At 33.7% G+C, this 17122-nt stretch carries 22 protein-coding genes and 1 tRNA gene; 11 read left to right on the top strand and 12 right to left on the bottom strand.

Going from position 1 to position 17122, the window contains the following annotated elements; all coding sequences use genetic code 11:
* Positions 1 to 99: 99 nt before the first annotated feature.
* From K5I29_RS05115 to K5I29_RS05130, 4 genes are all read left to right on the top strand, one after another.
* On the top strand, positions 100 to 756 hold the full coding sequence (locus K5I29_RS05115) for an aldose 1-epimerase family protein (protein WP_264434799.1): 657 nt from the start codon (positions 100 to 102) through the stop codon (positions 754 to 756).
* Between the two features lie 13 nt (positions 757 to 769).
* Positions 770 to 961 carry an aldose epimerase family protein gene (locus K5I29_RS05120; protein WP_264434800.1) on the top strand — a complete coding sequence of 64 codons (192 nt, stop codon included), beginning with the start codon at positions 770 to 772 and terminating at the stop codon, positions 959 to 961.
* 102 nt (positions 962 to 1063) lie between these two features.
* A complete protein-coding gene (locus K5I29_RS05125) occupies positions 1064 to 2710 on the top strand; it encodes an OmpA family protein (protein WP_264434802.1) in 1647 nt (548 codons plus the stop codon).
* A gap of 165 nt (positions 2711 to 2875) precedes the next feature.
* Entirely contained in the window at positions 2876 to 3373 is a 498-nt protein-coding gene (locus tag K5I29_RS05130; RefSeq protein ID WP_264434804.1) for a hypothetical protein, read from the top strand.
* 35 nt (positions 3374 to 3408) lie between these two features.
* Here K5I29_RS05130 and K5I29_RS05135 read toward each other — a convergent pair whose 3' ends face one another.
* A complete protein-coding gene (locus K5I29_RS05135) occupies positions 3409 to 3813 on the bottom strand; it encodes an acyl-CoA thioesterase (RefSeq protein ID WP_264434805.1) in 405 nt (134 codons plus the stop codon).
* Between the two features lie 98 nt (positions 3814 to 3911).
* Between K5I29_RS05135 and K5I29_RS05140 the strand changes: the two genes are divergently transcribed.
* From K5I29_RS05140 to K5I29_RS05160, 5 genes are all read left to right on the top strand, one after another.
* Entirely contained in the window at positions 3912 to 4208 is a 297-nt protein-coding gene (locus K5I29_RS05140; RefSeq protein ID WP_264434806.1) for a hypothetical protein, read from the top strand.
* Between the two features lie 2 nt (positions 4209 to 4210).
* Positions 4211 to 4579 (top strand): hypothetical protein, encoded by a 369-nt coding sequence (locus K5I29_RS05145; protein ID WP_264434807.1) that lies wholly within the window; start codon positions 4211 to 4213, stop codon positions 4577 to 4579.
* Positions 4580 to 5719, top strand: a complete 1140-nt coding sequence (locus tag K5I29_RS05150) for a glutathionylspermidine synthase family protein (RefSeq protein WP_264434808.1) — start codon at positions 4580 to 4582, stop codon at positions 5717 to 5719.
* A 67-nt stretch (positions 5720 to 5786) separates the two neighbouring features.
* Positions 5787 to 5871 (top strand) — tRNA-Ser (locus K5I29_RS05155).
* A gap of 119 nt (positions 5872 to 5990) precedes the next feature.
* On the top strand, positions 5991 to 8540 hold the full coding sequence (locus tag K5I29_RS05160; protein WP_264434810.1) for a hypothetical protein: 2550 nt from the start codon (positions 5991 to 5993) through the stop codon (positions 8538 to 8540).
* Between the two features lie 59 nt (positions 8541 to 8599).
* Here K5I29_RS05160 and K5I29_RS05165 read toward each other — a convergent pair whose 3' ends face one another.
* Genes K5I29_RS05165 through K5I29_RS05175 form a run of 3 tightly spaced genes read right to left on the bottom strand, consistent with a single transcriptional unit; the run spans position 8600 to position 9591 of the window.
* Positions 8600 to 8797 carry a DUF6132 family protein gene (locus K5I29_RS05165; RefSeq protein ID WP_264434812.1) on the bottom strand — a complete coding sequence of 66 codons (198 nt, stop codon included), beginning with the start codon at positions 8795 to 8797 and terminating at the stop codon, positions 8600 to 8602.
* A gap of 3 nt (positions 8798 to 8800) precedes the next feature.
* A complete protein-coding gene (locus K5I29_RS05170) occupies positions 8801 to 9007 on the bottom strand; it encodes a hypothetical protein (RefSeq protein WP_264434814.1) in 207 nt (68 codons plus the stop codon).
* Positions 9004 to 9591 (bottom strand): TPMT family class I SAM-dependent methyltransferase, encoded by a 588-nt coding sequence (locus K5I29_RS05175; RefSeq protein ID WP_264434816.1) that lies wholly within the window; start codon positions 9589 to 9591, stop codon positions 9004 to 9006. Before K5I29_RS05175 ends, K5I29_RS05170 begins: the two co-directional genes overlap by 4 nt.
* A gap of 139 nt (positions 9592 to 9730) precedes the next feature.
* On the opposite strand from K5I29_RS05175, the gene K5I29_RS05180 reads away from it, so the two are divergent.
* Together K5I29_RS05180 and K5I29_RS05185 are read left to right on the top strand one after the other, a co-directional pair.
* Positions 9731 to 10174 (top strand): copper resistance protein CopD, encoded by a 444-nt coding sequence (locus K5I29_RS05180; RefSeq protein ID WP_264434818.1) that lies wholly within the window; start codon positions 9731 to 9733, stop codon positions 10172 to 10174.
* Between the two features lie 442 nt (positions 10175 to 10616).
* Positions 10617 to 10994, top strand: a complete 378-nt coding sequence (locus K5I29_RS05185; protein WP_264434820.1) for a DUF3157 family protein — start codon at positions 10617 to 10619, stop codon at positions 10992 to 10994.
* 38 nt (positions 10995 to 11032) lie between these two features.
* On the opposite strand, the gene K5I29_RS05190 is transcribed toward K5I29_RS05185, so the two are convergent.
* The 8 genes from K5I29_RS05190 to ureA form a co-directional block, all read right to left on the bottom strand.
* Complete coding sequence (locus tag K5I29_RS05190; RefSeq protein ID WP_264434822.1) at positions 11033 to 11944, bottom strand: urea transporter; 912 nt, start codon at positions 11942 to 11944, stop codon at positions 11033 to 11035.
* A gap of 32 nt (positions 11945 to 11976) precedes the next feature.
* Complete coding sequence (locus tag K5I29_RS05195) at positions 11977 to 12765, bottom strand: urease accessory protein UreD (RefSeq protein ID WP_264434824.1); 789 nt, start codon at positions 12763 to 12765, stop codon at positions 11977 to 11979.
* A 1-nt stretch (position 12766) separates the two neighbouring features.
* On the bottom strand, positions 12767 to 13405 hold the full coding sequence (gene ureG / locus K5I29_RS05200; RefSeq protein ID WP_264434827.1) for an urease accessory protein UreG: 639 nt from the start codon (positions 13403 to 13405) through the stop codon (positions 12767 to 12769).
* A gap of 21 nt (positions 13406 to 13426) precedes the next feature.
* On the bottom strand, positions 13427 to 14119 hold the full coding sequence (locus K5I29_RS05205; protein WP_264434828.1) for an urease accessory protein UreF: 693 nt from the start codon (positions 14117 to 14119) through the stop codon (positions 13427 to 13429).
* Positions 14120 to 14122: 3 nt separating this feature from the next.
* Positions 14123 to 14620 (bottom strand): urease accessory protein UreE, encoded by a 498-nt coding sequence (locus K5I29_RS05210; protein WP_264434830.1) that lies wholly within the window; start codon positions 14618 to 14620, stop codon positions 14123 to 14125.
* Positions 14621 to 14706: 86 nt separating this feature from the next.
* A complete protein-coding gene (gene ureC / locus K5I29_RS05215) occupies positions 14707 to 16428 on the bottom strand; it encodes an urease subunit alpha (RefSeq protein ID WP_264434832.1) in 1722 nt (573 codons plus the stop codon).
* 2 nt (positions 16429 to 16430) lie between these two features.
* Complete coding sequence (gene ureB, locus K5I29_RS05220) at positions 16431 to 16799, bottom strand: urease subunit beta (protein WP_264434834.1); 369 nt, start codon at positions 16797 to 16799, stop codon at positions 16431 to 16433.
* Positions 16800 to 16815: 16 nt separating this feature from the next.
* Positions 16816 to 17118 (bottom strand): urease subunit gamma, encoded by a 303-nt coding sequence (gene ureA / locus K5I29_RS05225; RefSeq protein ID WP_264434836.1) that lies wholly within the window; start codon positions 17116 to 17118, stop codon positions 16816 to 16818.
* Positions 17119 to 17122 lie beyond the last annotated feature (4 nt).

A 17122-nucleotide genomic window follows, 5' to 3' on the forward strand; every position in this document is an offset into this window, starting at 1 on the left:
TAATTAAATACTTACAAAACATATTATTTTTTTGTAAAATGAACCGCTTAAAAAAGCTTTTTCTGTACTTTTAAGGCGCTAAACACAGTACAGACCAATATGATTACTTTACAAAACGAGCAGCTTACCGTAAACCTTTCTGCCTTAGGTGCCGAGTTAAAAAGCATTACAAACAAGGTAGGTTTTGAATTTTTATGGCAAGCCAACCCGGCGTTTTGGAACAAAACTAGCCCTATTTTATTTCCTATTGTTGGTAGCTTAAAAAACAACAGCTATTGGTATAACAACCAAGAATATAAACTAAACCGCCACGGATTTGCCCGAGAAATGCTTTTTGATTATCAACAAACCTCTGCAACTCAAGTTGTTTTTACGTTGCAAGATACCGATGCAACTTTAGTTAACTACCCATTTTCTTTTCAATTGCAAGTTCGTTATCAACTGCAAGGCAATCAAGTAACATGTACCTATTTGGTTACCAACACCGGGGTACAAAACATGTTGTTTAGTTTGGGGGCACATCCGGCTTTTGCATTGCCTGAGCTAGCCAATGGTTCGTATTATTTAGCTTTTAATAAAGACGAAACACTAGCACGTTATGTTTTAAATACTGAAGGTTTGGTAACCAACCAAACAAAAAACATAACTTTAAACCACAAAACATTACCTTTAACAAAACCTTTGTTTTATGATGATGCCTTGGTGTTTAAACATTTAAAAAGCGATTGCATTACGTTAAAAAAATACCGAAAATAAGCATGAAGTTAGCATGCAGTTTCCGTCCTATTCGCATTTTGGTATTTGGAGTGCTAAAAACGCCTCTTTTGTTTGTTTAGAACCGTGGTGCGGCGTTGCCGATTTAGAAAGCCATAACAAAAAATTAGAAGAAAAAGAAGGTGTTATAACTTTAGCCCCACAAAAAACTTGGACTGCTTTTTGGAATATTACTTTAAAAGCTTAAAAAATGCACTTTAACAGTTTTTAACATCCCTTTATCTATTTTTTTAGATTCAACAAAAAACCTAGCCTACCTTGTATCATTAAACTTATAGGATATAACAATATGAAATTCAGGTTTTTATTACTGTGTATTTTTGTACAAACTTGGCTTTTTGCTCAAAATAATTATTCGGTTTATTACGAATCCGGTAGCACTGCAATTAGCAGCTCTGAAGAAACCCGATTGTTAAATGCTTTAACAAAAATTGCGCCAAATAACATATCTTCATTTGTTTTTCATTTGTATCATGATGATACGGGCAACAAAGCTGTAAATCAAAGAATTTCTAACCTACGTGCAGCATCATTACAAAAGTTTTTACAAAAAAATGGTTTTACACAAGATGTTGTTAATCAATACGAAGGGGCTATTCCTATTTTAAATATAGAACAGCTTACCAGCATAGAAATTCTGCAAATACGCAATAAAAACCGTAAAATAGAAATTGTTGTTCTTTTAAATCAAGAACCACAACAAGTAACAAATCCGATAGTTTTAGAACAACAATCAGTATTTTTTACTGCAGAAAATATTCAGCCCAATGCAACAGATTTACAAAACTTACTATTCTCTTTAAAAGCAATTGCTGATGAAAAGGTAGAATCAATTACATTACATGTTTATAATGATGATACCGGGGCTAAAAACAGAAATAAGAATAAATTAACCTCACGCAAAAGAGCCGAAGTTTTACAACAACAAATAAACCAAAATTACCCAGATTTAAAGGTTTTAATTACTTACGAAGGCGATATTAAAGCTGATATTAGAGAGGAATATTCTGCAAAACATATTGAATTTTTACGAAATAAAAATAAACGTATTGATGTAACGGTTAACACGCCTAAAGCAATGGCCATTGCACAACAACAACAATCTATTACTCCTAAAAAAGAGCTTCAAATTACACCTGTAAAAATGCAGCATCGCTTTTCGGAAGCCAACAACAGCTATTCTATACATTTTAACACCGACCAAAAAACTAAACCAGAAGCTGAGGATGAAGCTTTGTTAAAAAGTGCTATTCAAGAAATTGATATAGACCAATTTAAATTTATTGTTCTTAATGTTTATAATGAAGATTCGGGCAATAAAAATTCTGACGAAGCTATTTCTAAACAACGCGCAGAAGCAATAAAAAAAATAGTTGCAACCAATCCCAAACTTCAAGTTGTTGTAAATTATAAAGAACCTGTTAAATCAGAAATTAAAGATGTATATTCTGACACACATATAGCCTATTTAAAAACGAAAAACCGACGTATTGATGTTATTGCAAGTGCTGACGGCGTTGTGAATAATTTGACCAGTCAACCTAAAATAAACTTTGTACATCATTTTTCGCCAAACAACCGCGTGGGCGATCGCGTTCATCTTAAAAATGGTGTGTTTTTAAACGACAGAAGCATTATATCTAAAGAAATTGCCAGAGAACTAGATATTATTGCCATGCAATTAACCAAATATAATAATCTTCATATTGAAATTCAAGGACATGTTTGTTGTACCAACGGTGGACATGAAGCTATAGATAAAGGAACCGGTAAGTTAGAACTTTCTGCCAACCGAGCTAAAGCAACCTATCAATATTTGGTTAGAAAAAACATTGATCCGAAAAGAATGCGATTTAAAGGTTATGGCAATTCTAAACCATTAGGTTATGAAGAAGAATTGAATAAACGCATAGAATTTTATGTAATAAAAACATAATACAGATAAAACAACTTGATATAACATTGTTAATAAATTGTAAAATTTGTTTGAGTACTTTTTTTATTTTAATAGTTTTATAAAACATTTTACAGTATTATTCTTATTTATAAAAGAATAAATTGTAGTAATGTTATAAGATAAAAACTCAAATTTAAATTACCTATGAAAAAAATAACAACGTTTTTAGCCCTTGTTGCAGCCTCAACAAGTTTATTTGCGCAAGATTATGATAATTCAATTGGATTGCGTTTCGGATCTGGTTATTATGATGCGGCAGGTATTGCCTTTAAAACTTTTGTTAGTAGAGATGGAGCCATTGAAGCCGATTTAGGTTTTAAAAATTACTCGCGCCGCAACCACAACTGGACCAATGTTTCGGTTTCTGGTACGTACCAACATCATTTTCCTATCGGAAATGTAGAAAACTTTAAATGGTTTGTTGGTGGCGGTATTGTTTTTGCCAATTCGTTTTCTAACCATTCAGATCGTGAAGGATTTAACATGGGTATTTACCCAACGGGTGGTGTAGAATATAAACTTAAAAACGCACCTTTTGTTTTTTCGGCAGATATTAGACCAACCATTCATGTTGTTGAAGCATACGATTATTACAACAATGCCTTTTTTAATACCGGAATTACAGCCCGTTATACCTTTTAATAAAAAAGCTTCGAAAACTCGAAGCTTTTTTATTTTTATAACCCGCTATCTTTAGCCGATAATCTATCTTTTACATATTCTACTTGCGTTTTACCATGAGGTTTTGGTTTACCGTTTTCGTCTAAATTTACCATAGTAATGCGATCAACCGTAATAATGGTTTCGTGTGTCATTTTGTTTCGAACTTCACAGCGTAAAACTAATGAAGTTCTACCAAAACTAATTACGTCAATACCAATTTCAACAATATCGCCTTGCTGGGCAGATGCCATAAAATTAATTTCAGACATAAATTTGGTTACCACATGCGGGTTTTCGAGCTGAACAATGCTATATAAAGCTGCTTCTTCATCAATCCAAGCTAAAAGCTTACCACCAAATAATGTTTTATTTGGGTTTAAATCTTCGGGCTTAACCCATTTTCGTGTGTGAAATCTCATAAACATTTTTTCTAAAATTAAGTCATATTTGGCTATTTCAAAAGCAAAAACACACATTATTTTGTAAATTTTAAGTAACTTGCAATAAAAATATAATTATGAAATATATTTTCGTTTTAGGTTTACTTTTTAGTTTATCAAGTTGTGTAAACCAAACGCAACAACAAAACTTAGAATCGTTAGATCAGAAATCGGCACGCGAGGTTACTTTAACAACAGCAACCAAAGGCGATACGGTTTACCACATTACCAAACAAATTATTTGGGTAAATGGCGAAAAAATTCAAGAAAAAGCAGATACAATAACTACTAATTTGATTGAAAATACTTGGGCATCGGATACAAATGCTGATAAACCATTAAATCAAATTCCTATTTATGTAACGGTACAATAATTATGAAAAAATCATCTAAAGCAGTTCAGTTGGTATTAATCACGTCGTTATTAGCTTCGTGTAACAAGCCCAACCCTGCCCCAGAAACTTTAGGACAAAAGGTGTATATGCGCGCAGATTCTACCGCTCAATATACCGATGTTACACAACAATATTCACAACAACGTACCGGCGGTATGGGCATGGGCAATGCCTTACTTTGGTACATGGCTTTCAGACATTTAGGCGGCGGCATGGGTTATGGTGCGCAAGGCATTCATCCAAGCTCGGTTTCTGGTACAAATGCTAGTAAAGCAAAAGCTTTTGAAGGAGCAAAACGTGGCGGATTTGGTAACACAGCAAAAACTAAAGAAACAAGCGCATCTTCTTAAATGAAAATAAAATACAATACAAAAGATCCGAATTGGATAAAACGTGTGGAAGATTTGGGTTACGGGTACCATACCGACAACCAAACGCCATATTGGATTGATCATTACCATTTTAGCATTACCGATTATTTTGCCGAAAAAATTTATGCTGCCACGGCAGAGCTTTGGCAAATGTGTTTGCATGCGGTAGAACATGTTATCGAACATAAAAAATACGATATATTTCATATTCCTAAATACATACAACATCATATTGAACGTAGTTGGGAAAATGATGTACCAAGCATTTATGGCCGTTTTGATTTTGCTTACGATGCAGAAAAGCAACAACTAAAAATGCTAGAATTTAATGCGGATACGCCAACTTCGTTATTTGAATGCGGTGTGGTACAATGGCATTGGAAAGAACATTTTTTTGGCTCAGGCAAAGATCAGTTTAACAGCGTGCACGAACAATTAATACAAAGTTGGACCGATTTAAAACCTTACTTAAAAGGGAATATTTTACATTTTACTTGTATTCAGGAAAGTTTAGAAGATTTAACCAATACCGAATATTTACGCGACACAGCCATTCAGGCAGGAATAAATACCAAATTAGTTTACATTGAAGATTTAGGTTGGAATGGGCGTTGTTTTGTTGATTTGGAAGGTGAAGAAATAAACAGCATTTTTAAGCTTTATCCGTGGGAATGGATGGTGCACGAAGAATTTGGAATTAACCTTGTAAACGATAGCAACGAAGCGCAATGGATTGAACCCAGCTGGAAAATGATTTTGTCTAACAAAGCTATTTTAGCTATTTTATGGGAGCTTTACCCACATCATCCGTTGTTACTAGAAACCTACATTGGTACACCTAATGGTATGACCAATTATGTAAAAAAACCTTTATTATCTCGAGAAGGTGCTAATATTAGTTTTGTAGTAAACAAAAGCGAAATATATAATACAGAAGGAGATTACGGTTCTGAAGGTTTTGTTTACCAAAAGTTAGCGCAATTACATAAAGAAGAAACTGGTTTTACCATTATTGGTAGCTGGATTATTGGACAAGAACCTTGTGGAATTACTTTTAGAGAAAGTGATTACCCGATTACCACGGATAAAAGTAGGTTTATTCCGCATATTATAGAATAATTTTTATTTTAAAACTTGCGTAATTAAAATTTATACGTAATTTTGCAACGCATTACAGCAAGCTATTGGAGAAATGGCAGAGTGGTCGATTGCGGCAGTCTTGAAAACTGTTGACTGTAACAGGTCCGGGGGTTCGAATCCCTCTTTCTCCGCAAACAAAAAGCCGATGAATATTCATCGGCTTTTTGTTTGCGATTTTTTCACAATAGTTTTAAAAAAAATACGTTAAAAATATAAGCTTTACCCTATAACAAACTTATATCTTTAACCTATGAACGCTTACATCTTATCTAAAATTAAGATTAAACTTCTTTTATGTTTAATTTTTACTTGTATCTCTTTAAGTCTTTATGCTCAGGTTGGTATCAATACCATTTCACCTAAAGCAACTTTAGAAATTCAACATAACCCATTAAGCAACAATGCTCCTGGTATTATTGTTCCAAAAGTTAAAACATCTGATTTGGTTAATTTTGTAACCAATGGCGGTCAATTCACCTCTGATCACATAGGAATTATGACGTATATTATTGATGCAGATGTTGATGTAACTCAAGATAATATTTCTTTAATGTTTAGAGATATTAAAAACCCTGGTTATTATTTTTTTGATGGTACAACTTTTATTGGCTATGCAGCTTCTGCACAGTTTAGTCATATTTCTCAGCCATGGTACAGTGAAACGACAAACTTAGGAGCTACATCTGTGACCGAAAACATTTACCAAGAAGCTCAAGTGGGGATCGGAAAAAGCGGAGTTATTGATCCTAATGCACAACTCGAAATTACTTCAACAGATAAAGGAATCTTAATTCCTCGGCTATCTAGAGCACAACGCGATGCAATTACCACACCGTCAGTCTCTATGTTAATTTGGAATACAGACGAATTGTGTTTAAATTTTTACAAGGGTGACACGCTTGGTTGGAAATCTATTTGTGAAAATAACATTCCTGCTGAGTTTACTATTACAAACTGTTCTAGTAGCTTGGTTCAAGGTACTTATGTTGTGGGTACAGCAACAGATAATTCGAATTACATTCAGTTAAATGTAAATGTTACAAAAAAAGGCGAATATAACATTGAAGCAACCACTTCTATAGGTTTATATTTTCAAAAAAATGGAACATTTCCGGCCGAAGGAAATTACACCATTATAATTCCTGGATATGGTAGTCCAACGGTAGCTACCGAAGATATTGTTGCACCTTTAACAGATGAAGCTGCTATTTCTATCAATGGTGAAGATATTATTTGTAGCGTCCAAATTCCTGTAATTAAACCTGCTACAGTTAAATATTCAATCAATACTGCTAGTACAGAATCAATTACTAAAGGTGTCTCAATTAAGGGCCATAAATTAGTTTTAGACTTAAATGTTTTGGTTGCAGGTACATCAAACATGACTGCCACAGATAAAGCTGGTTTGGGCTTAACTTTTAAAGCTTATAATCAAATTTTAAAAACTGAAACTGATGGTTCTCCTAAACAACAAAACATTACTTTGTACGCTGAAGAAGGAACAGTACCTTCAACTTTTTCAGGGAGTAGCTTAGATTTTGAGTTAGAAGGATTAGGTCAAGACATTGCTCAAACACCATATGACTTTTCAGTTCCGATTATTAGCAATGAAGCAATCGCTACGTGTTCTTCAATAGTACTTGAAGGGGATTATGTAGCCCGCAAAAGCTTAAATACAAATCATTTTATTACCGTTACTGTTGATGTAACCTCACCAGGAAGTTATAATTTTTATGCTACAAATGCAGCAACCAACATTACTTATTCGGCCTCAGGTGGATTTACTAAAACAGGATCACAATCTTTTATAGCCAAAGCAACAACAATATCTAATACTACAATTACAGAAAATATAGGTTCATACAACTTTACATCTACTTTTAACACTAACCCATTTTGTACATTTAATGTAGATGTTATTTATCCTGCAACAAATGTTTTACTATACACGCCTGATGCAAATCAGATGAAGTCGGCGTTAACACCAAGCGTTGCAACAAATAATTTTGCTCCAAAAGGTAAGTTTAAAACAGAAGCTTTAAATTTAATATATGATGCAAGTAGCTGGACTTTATCTAGCGCAACATTATTAAACTACATTAATAATCAAAATGTTCAGATTATTATAATTCCTTCTAGGGTTATCATACCTGACGACGCACAACAAGTTTTAGCTAACTTTATAAACAAAAAGAATGGTTTGGTATTTTTTACAGGCGCAGGTACTCTACAACAAGCTACAATCTTAGAGTCATTAATTCAAAAAACTTATCCGACAAGTGGAGCAGTTGTAAACCCAAATAACTTTGGCGGGCAATATCTTCAAGCTATGACTTTAAGTGGTGATAATGATAATCCGTACATAAATGGGCCATTTGGTAATGTTTTAAATAAATTTTTCCTAACTTATCATTATAACATTACTCCAGATATTGTTTTATCAGGTTCGTCAACGGTTTTAAAATCATTAGTTTCATTACCTAATGCACCGCTATTAACTGCTAGAAATGCATTTGTATATTCTGACACTCCTGGATTATTTATTTTGCCTGGTGACACAGCAACTTTAGGTAATGCAAATACATTATACGGAAACTATTCTCCGATTCAAGCTAATACGCAAGCTATTAATGCTTTCTCGTACAACGGAGTAGCAACATCAACCAATCAATATCCAGTGCAAACTTTAACCCCTGGGTTAGTTATAAATTGGGTACTGTTTGGAAATATTATGGCCGAGTACATTAAATATTCATACAACAATTACAACGATAGCATTGTAATTGATAGGTTACCGTAAAGAATTTAATAAAAAAAGCCGATGAATATTCATCGGCTTTTTATTGATATCGGTAATATTTATTTATCTTTTTTAAACAACGAGAAAAATAACCCACCCATTAAACCACCATATAAGGTACTATTTGTTGGATTTGAAGTTATGGCACAACTACCAGAATGGCATCCCACAAATTTATAATATAAAAACCCGGCTATCAAACCAACCAGAATACCTATAATCCATAAAATATGATTTTTAAAAAACTTTTGTAACATGTATTATTTTTTATGAGATGAAACAGGAAGCGAGCACGCTGAACTTGAACCGCATCCAATGTTAAACAAAGGTAATAAAGCAAAAATTCCTCCAGCAAAAATAAAGCCCACATGGTTTATTTCGATTCCCTGAAATATTACAAAAATTGCTAAAAGCAAGCGTAAAAAACGCATTATATTCCAAGTTTTAAGCCATTTAATCAGTTTCATTTCTTTATTAAATTTATAAAAAGTTCAAAATTATTTCTAGGTTTTATGCTGTTGTAGCAGCTTTCAAATTTATGGAAAGTAAAATACGGTTCAAACAATAATTTATATTCAGCTGAATCACCACCAAAAGGAGGAAATGGATTATTGAAATTTTTAGTAAACAAAACACCAACCAAACGTCCATTATTTTTTAAAAGTTGATGCATTTTTTTTACGTAGTTTAAGCGCATTTCAGGTTGTAATGCACAAAAAAAAGTTTGCTCTAAAATTAAATCGTAAGCGCCGTTATGGGTAAAAAAATCATCGCAAATAATTTTAACTTGAGGGTTGTTTTGAAACTTATTATGTAAATCTGCAATAACTTGCGGTACAATATCTAATAAAGTAATATTTGTAAAGCCTTGCTCAGCCAAAAAAAGTGCTTCGTATGCATTACCACATCCCGGAATTAATATAGCAGCCTGCTTGTTGTTATATTGTTCTAAATAGGTTTTAATAGGTGGCGAAACCTGCCCCAAATCCCACTGTATTTGTTGAGTTTGCCAACGATTGTTCCAATAATGCTTATCAATAATTTCTGTCATACAACGTACATATTTGCAAAACGTATTTCAGATTTGCATCCAAATATAAATATAAAAAATTGTAAGGTTTTATTCGCATCATTTAACAATAATAAAGCTTTGCAAAAGTTATGATTGAATACAAACACATTTTGAGAATATGGAACATCAATACCTTTTACTTATTCATTTATTAGCTGCCTGCATTTGGGTTGGTGGCCATTTGGTTTTAGCCATTGTTATTTTGCCTGAGGTTTTAAAGAAAAAAAGCCCTGAGCTACTTTTAAACTTTGAAAGAAAATATGAATATTTAGGATTACCGTCTTTACTTTTATTGGTAATTACCGGGGTTTGGATGGGATACGGCTATGGCGTTACGGTGCGCGATTGGTTCCATTTTGATAATCCAATTGAAACTGTTATTTCTGTAAAACTCATATTTTTAATCCTGACTGTAGCTTTTGCAATAAATGCAAACTTTTTTGTGTTACCAAAATTATCCGCTAAAACCTTGCCTTTAATGGCTTTTCATATTATTTGTGTTACAATTTTAGGTATTGCTTTTGTTTTTGTAGGATCATCAGTTCGGTTTGGAGGTTTATAAAATAAATCACACAAGCACATTTTTACAACTAAATTACAAACAGCAACTCCTTATAATAATGAGGTTGAAAAACGCTTATTTCATAAATATGAAATTTATCCGGATTATCAATTTTCTTTAAATTCCTCTTTTCGGTTAAGCGCTGAATCACTTAACAGTAATTAGTTATAACCATTCATTTTTAAAAGCAAAACACATTAAACAACTGATTTTGAGGACTATTATTTAACTATATATTTGTTTGGCACGCTTTTTGGCTTACGGCTAAATGATAATGGATTAAAAAATTATAAACCATTCATTTATATAGATAGAACGAAACATTATCACATAATCCTCATAATCATGTTTAAAAATGTACCACATATTATTAACAAAGTTGTGATGGCTAAAGAACCATACAAAAGTTCTATGTATAAAAATGAAATAAAATTATTTACTTATGAAATATTTTATCATGCTAGGCTTATTTATTTCAAGTTTAAGTGCTTTTGCTCAAACTCAAACAGCCGTAACTTCAAACGGAAAAAAAGTACTTTTAAAAGATGATAATACATGGCACTATGTAGAAAATTCTAAACAAAACTCTTATTATTCGAAATGTAACTTAGGAGCTAATTTCAAGGAATCAAGTGGTAATGAAAAACTTAGAAAACAAGTTGCCTTAGAAAATAATTGTAAAACAAGTGATATAATTTTTATTCATATGAATGAAGGCCCTAATCATGGTATATATACATTATGTGTTGAAGGTAATTTCATGAAGTATAAAAAAATTAAAAACTCTTTTATAAGAGTTGATAAAAATAAAAGAAATTAAAAAATAAAAAAGGTTACTGAGTTAGTAACCTTTTTTATTTATTTAAAATCTTGATTTAAAAACTTATGAAATTGCGTACCGCGAACCTTACTTACAATCCACTCATCTAGTTTTTTAATTGGAAACATTACCCACATAGCAAAAACGAACGGAAAGGTTAAAGTTGTAATATCTAAATCCATCATAAAAATATCTACATACGTACCAATAATTACGCTGATTAGAACGTAAATACCAGCGCGTACCTTATCTTCGCCCATGGCAATACCACAAAGTACTGCATTAAAGCTAAACATGCCAGCACCAATTAATGTATTTGAAACCTCGTAATTACGAGCAATAAAAACGCTAATAATTACCGCGGCAAATCCGTAAAGTGCTTGTAACGGTCGACTAATAAATACGCCCACAAAAAATAATAATCCGGCTACAAATGTACCTTGTAACAATACCTCAGCAAAGGCATTAATTAAAATGGTAATGTTGTTGCTTTCTTGAATTATTTTTTCGGCTGTAGAAACCACGCGCACTCCTAAATGGGTTGCATCTAAAAAATACATAGACAACCAAGTAAACAAAACAAACGGAAACGTATAAGCTGGTAATCCGCGCTTTAAGGCCCAATGCATTAAAAAGGTTGCTAAAATAGTTGCTACAAACATGGTTAAATAAACGGCTGTAGATGGCTCAAAAAACACAATTAATGCAATTCCGATTAATGTTGGGTTAAACCCATACAATCCGCTACCTATTTCACCGGCATCGTACTTTAAAAGCTTTGCCATTATAATAGCCACAATGTTGCACATGGCAGCACAAATCCCCATTTCTAATGAATCGTAACAAATAGCTATAAAGAATAAAATACCTGTAATTGCATTTTCTTGAAGCATGATTTGAGCAATTCCTCTAAAAAAAGCTTTAAAATAATATAGTACCACGTTATTCATATTAATCTGTTTTTTAGTTGGTTGGTTGATATTTACAGGTACGCTTCTTCCCAAACTTTTTGTTGAATTTTTTGGAAAGCTTCAAATAGTTTTTCGGCTCCTTGTGCTAAAACACGAATAATAAACCCATTACCTTCTAGCTTGCTAATTCCGAATTCAATATTTTCTTGTTCGCCATATGTTTCTTGAAAAAAATCAATAAAATCAGAAACTAAAACATTTGCCGTGTTGTAATAAATTAATGTGCCCTGATGCGTAAATCCTTCTAAAATACCCATACCTTGAATAGGTAATTTTTGTGGTTGCAACAAAACATTATCTTTTACAACTAACTTGTTATGATGGTAAATTTCAGTCAGGTTTTGAAAATGGTTGTACATAAATTCTTCTCCCGACAATTTTCTACCACAGGTAATAATATCCGACAATAAAAAATGGCAATCATCTTGCAAATAAGCTTTATTATGGCTTATAAATGTAGACTGATTTTGTGGCACCACAGGATGCGGTACAAACGAAAATCCGCTGCCTGATTCTAAATTAATCAACGTAGTTTGTGTTGATTTATTTTCCATATGATACAAACGCTGATATGCTTGCGTTTGCAATTGCATACGGGTATTTGGCGCTAAGTTGAATTCGAGTTGATGATCATCATTATCTAACAAACCCGGAGATGAACTCATTATCATTAAATGCGCTGCTTTGTCACGTTTGTACTGACCTACCGGAACAATACGAAACGGCTGGGTAACGTAGGCATCTTTTAAAAACGAAGTTCCTTCGCGTTGTTCGATTTTTACTTTTAAAGAAGAAATCATATTATCGCACTAAATTAGGTTCATCAATATCTTCTAATAATGCATATTTTTTAATCCAACCAACAATATTTTCTAAACCTTCGCCTGTTTTTAAGTTAGAAAATAAGAATGGCGCTCCTTTACGCATTCGGCGCGCATCGCTTTCCATTACCGATAAATCTGCGCCTACATAAGGTGCTAAATCTATTTTATTAATTAACAATAAGTCAGAACGTGTAATAGCTGGCCCGCCTTTTCTTGGAATTTTTTCGCCTTCGGCAACATCAATAACAAAAATAGTTACATCGGCTAAATCTGGGCTGTAAGTTGATGCCAGGTTATCTCCTCCACTTTCAATTAAAATTAATTGTAAGTCCGGAAAACGGCTTGCTAATTCTTCAACCGCTTCTAAATTCATACTTGCATCTTCGCGAATGGCTGTGTGCGGGCATCCCCCAGTTTCTACCCCAATAATACGATCTTGCGGTAATAAGCTGTTTTTTGCCATAAATTCGGCATCTTCGCGCGTGTAAATATCGTTTGTAATAACTGCTAAGTCGTATTCATTCATTAATCGGCGGCTTAAGCGTTCTAATAAAGCTGTTTTACCAGATCCTACCGGACCACCTACACCGATTTTTACGTATTTTCTATCTTTCATTTTGTGTTTGCGTTTGTTTGTTTATGATAAGTAAAGTCTTGAGTACAAGCGTTCGTGTTGCATACAACGGATGTCGAAACCAATGTTTGACATACCGATTAAGTTACGGTCCATGTTTAACGATTCTGCACTCAATTTTAATAAATCTTCATGTAAATAATACAGAATATCTTGGCCGTCTAATTGTCCTAACGGAACTAATTTTACAGCATTTGTAACTATACCAATGGCTGCGTTGTAATAATACGCATGCATGGTTTCTATTAACGGTACATTCATTACTGCTGCAAATACACCGTACATAATGCAATAATGTGTGTACATGTTTTTTTGTTGAATACGTTTTTCTAAATCTTGAATAACTGGGTTATTGGCTGTATAACGGCTAAATATTTTATAAAAACGTAAGCCTAATTTTTGGCTTCCTTGACGCACTTCCATTGGTCCTTTTAGGGCATTACATTCTTGATCTAACAAAACAATTTCATCTATGTTTCCTTGTTTTGCAGCATCGTAAGCCAATTTCATTAAAGCAGCGTCGTTATATTTTAAATTGTACCATAGGTTATGGCGAACATACATTTCGGCGCTTGCCTTATCGCAAACAATACCTTTTTGTACGTAGGTTTCTAATCCGTTAGAATGTGTGTACCCACCAATAGGTAAGGTTGGATCAGATATATGTAATAGTAGTCCTAAAAAAGCTTCTTGCATAATTTATAATTTTAACGAAAGGCCACCTTTAGGTGGAGTAAATGTAAATTTTTTGTGTTGATAAAAATCAACATTTGCATTTAAAGCGAAGCTTAGTTTTTTTTGCATTACTTCAGGTTGATAGCTGTTGTTTTGTAACCATTCGAACATGGTGCCTTCGTACGGTAATAGCAATCCTGTATCATCAACATAAAGCGGCACATGTTTATTTCCTATTTCGTAAGCTAATAATGCTGTTGTAGTTAATTTTGAATGGTGCAATACAATTGCTTCACATGGTAGCAGGGAAACCATAATTACCGTGTGTGCATCTTCATATAAAATATCTCCGTCTTTTAAATCTTGTCCAGGACCTAAAAACCGAATGGCAACTTCTACTCCATTTTGAGTGGTTAAACGCTGAATACGTTTGGATGTTTGGTACCATTCTATAAACAAAAAATCGATTGCTTGTTTAATTTGTTCTGGCTGAGCGTTTCTAATAGCTTGGGTTACTAACATTTTTATATGAGAAAATGAAAATACAAGGAGAATGTTCCCCTTGTATTGTCATATTGATTAAGTACTTGTCAAAAAAACGAGTTGGTTTAAAACAAGAAATATCTTTGTCCTAATGCAACTTCTTCAATTGGTTCAGTAGTAATTAATTTACCATTTACCGTTACTTGGTAGTTTTCTGGATTTACTAAAATTTCTGGTGTTTCACTGTTATGAATCATATCTGCTTTAGAAATGTTTCTACAGTTTTTAACAGCTAATAACTTTTTAGATAAACCGTATTCTTCACGAATACCTCTGTCAAGTGAAACTTGAGATACGAAGTTAAAAGCAATTTGTTGTACTGCTTTACCTAAACCACCCCACATTGTTCTTAAAATAACCGGTTGTGGTGTTGGAATTGATGCGTTGGCATCACCCATTTTAGATGCAGCAATAAATCCGCCTTTAATAATCATTTCGGCTTTTACCCCAAAAAATGCTGGCGACCAAATTACTAAGTCAGCAATTTTACCTGGTTCAATAGACCCTACGTATTCAGAAATACCTTGAGCTACTGCTGGGTTAATTGTATATTTAGACACGTAACGTTTTACACGGAAGTTGTCGTTATTGTTTCCTTCATCTTCTGGTAAAAAACCGTGTTGTTTTTTCATTTTATCAGCTGTTTGCCAAGTTCTGATAATTACTTCACCTACACGGCCCATAGCTTGCGAGTCAGAACTCATAATACTAAATACACCAGTATCTTGTAAAACGTCTTCAGCTGCAATAGTTTCAGGACGAATACGTGAATCAGCAAAAGCTACGTCTTCTGGAATATCTCTACTTAAACTGTGACAAACCATTAACATATCTAAATGCTCGTCAATTGTATTTTTTGTATACGGACGTGTTGGGTTTGTTGATGCTGGTAGTACATTGTGATACATAGATGCTTTAATGATATCTGGTGCGTGACCTCCACCTGCTCCTTCGGTATGGAAGGTATGAATTACACGGTTATCAATAGCACTCATTGTATCTTCTAAGAAACCTGCCTCATTTAATGTATCTGAGTGAAGAGCAACCTGAACATCAAAACGGTCTGCAACGGTTAAAGAACGATCAATTACTGCCGGGGTAGCCCCCCAGTCTTCGTGAACTTTAATTCCACCAGCACCTGCTTCAATTTGCTCAACAATAGGTTCAATTGTACCAACGTTTCCTTTAGCAAGAATTCCAAAGTTCATTGGATAATCTTCAAAAGATTGTAACATGCGTCTGATGCTCCATTTACCCGGAGTTACAGTAGTTGCATTAGTACCATCTGCTGGTCCTGTACCACCACCAAACATTGTTGTAATACCACTGTATAAAGCAGTTTCAACTTGCGTTGGGCTAATATAATGTACGTGGGTATCTAAACCACCAGCTGTTACAATAAACCCGGCACCATTATGCGCTTCTGTTGATGGCCCAACAATCATTCCTGGTGTTACATTATCCATGGTATCTGGGTTTCCGGCTCTACCAACACCAACAATTTTACCGTCTTTAATACCAATATCACCTTTTACAATTCCCCAGTGATCAATAACTACAGCACCGGTAATTACCATATCTAAAACACCTTGATCACTCAAATAGTTTGAGTTAGAAAGCATTCCGTCTCGTAAAGTTTTACCTCCACCAAATTTTGCTTCATCACCGTAACTTGCGTAATCTTTTTCAATCTCAATAATAAGATCTGTGTCGCCTAAACGAACTTTATCACCTACAGTAGGTCCAAAAATGGTACTGTAGTTAATTTTTGATACTTTTAAACTCATATCTATTTGTTTTTAAAGTGCTTATCTGTTATATTTTTCATTGCTTTTGCTCTAGCTGTATCAGAAACAGTTTCTCCGTTTACTAAATCATTATGTCCTAAAACAATACGTTGTCCTGCGTACGGAACTAATTCCACCGTTTTTTCTTCTCCTGGTTCAAAACGTACAGCAGTACTAGCAGCAATATTTAAGCGCTTACCAAAAGCAGCTTCACGATCAAATTGCATTGCACGATTCACTTCAAAAAAGTGAAAATGCGAACCTATTTGTATAGGTCTATCTCCGGTGTTTACAGCTGTAATTGTAGTAACTTCTCTACCTTCATTACAAATAATATCACCTTCACCAATAAAAAATTCTCCTGGTACCATGTTGTTCAAATTTAAATTATCTAATAGGATTGTGAACGGTTACTAATTTAGTTCCGTCAGGAAATGTAGCTTCAATTTGAACTACAGTAATGATTTCTGGAATTCCTTCCATAACATCTTCACGAGTTAACAAAGTAGCGCCGTACTGCATTAAATCGGCAACGGTTCTTCCATCACGTGCTGCTTCTAAAAGCTCACTACTGATTAATGCAACCGATTCAGGATAATTTAATTTTAATCCTCGTGCTTTACGTTTTTTAGCTAATTCGCCTGCAACGTGTAAAAGCAATTTTTCTGATTCTTTAGGTAATAGATGCATATGT

The sequence above is a fragment of the Flavobacterium agricola genome (genome assembly GCF_025919725.1).
In the GTDB taxonomy this organism is placed as follows: domain Bacteria; phylum Bacteroidota; class Bacteroidia; order Flavobacteriales; family Flavobacteriaceae; genus Flavobacterium; species Flavobacterium agricola.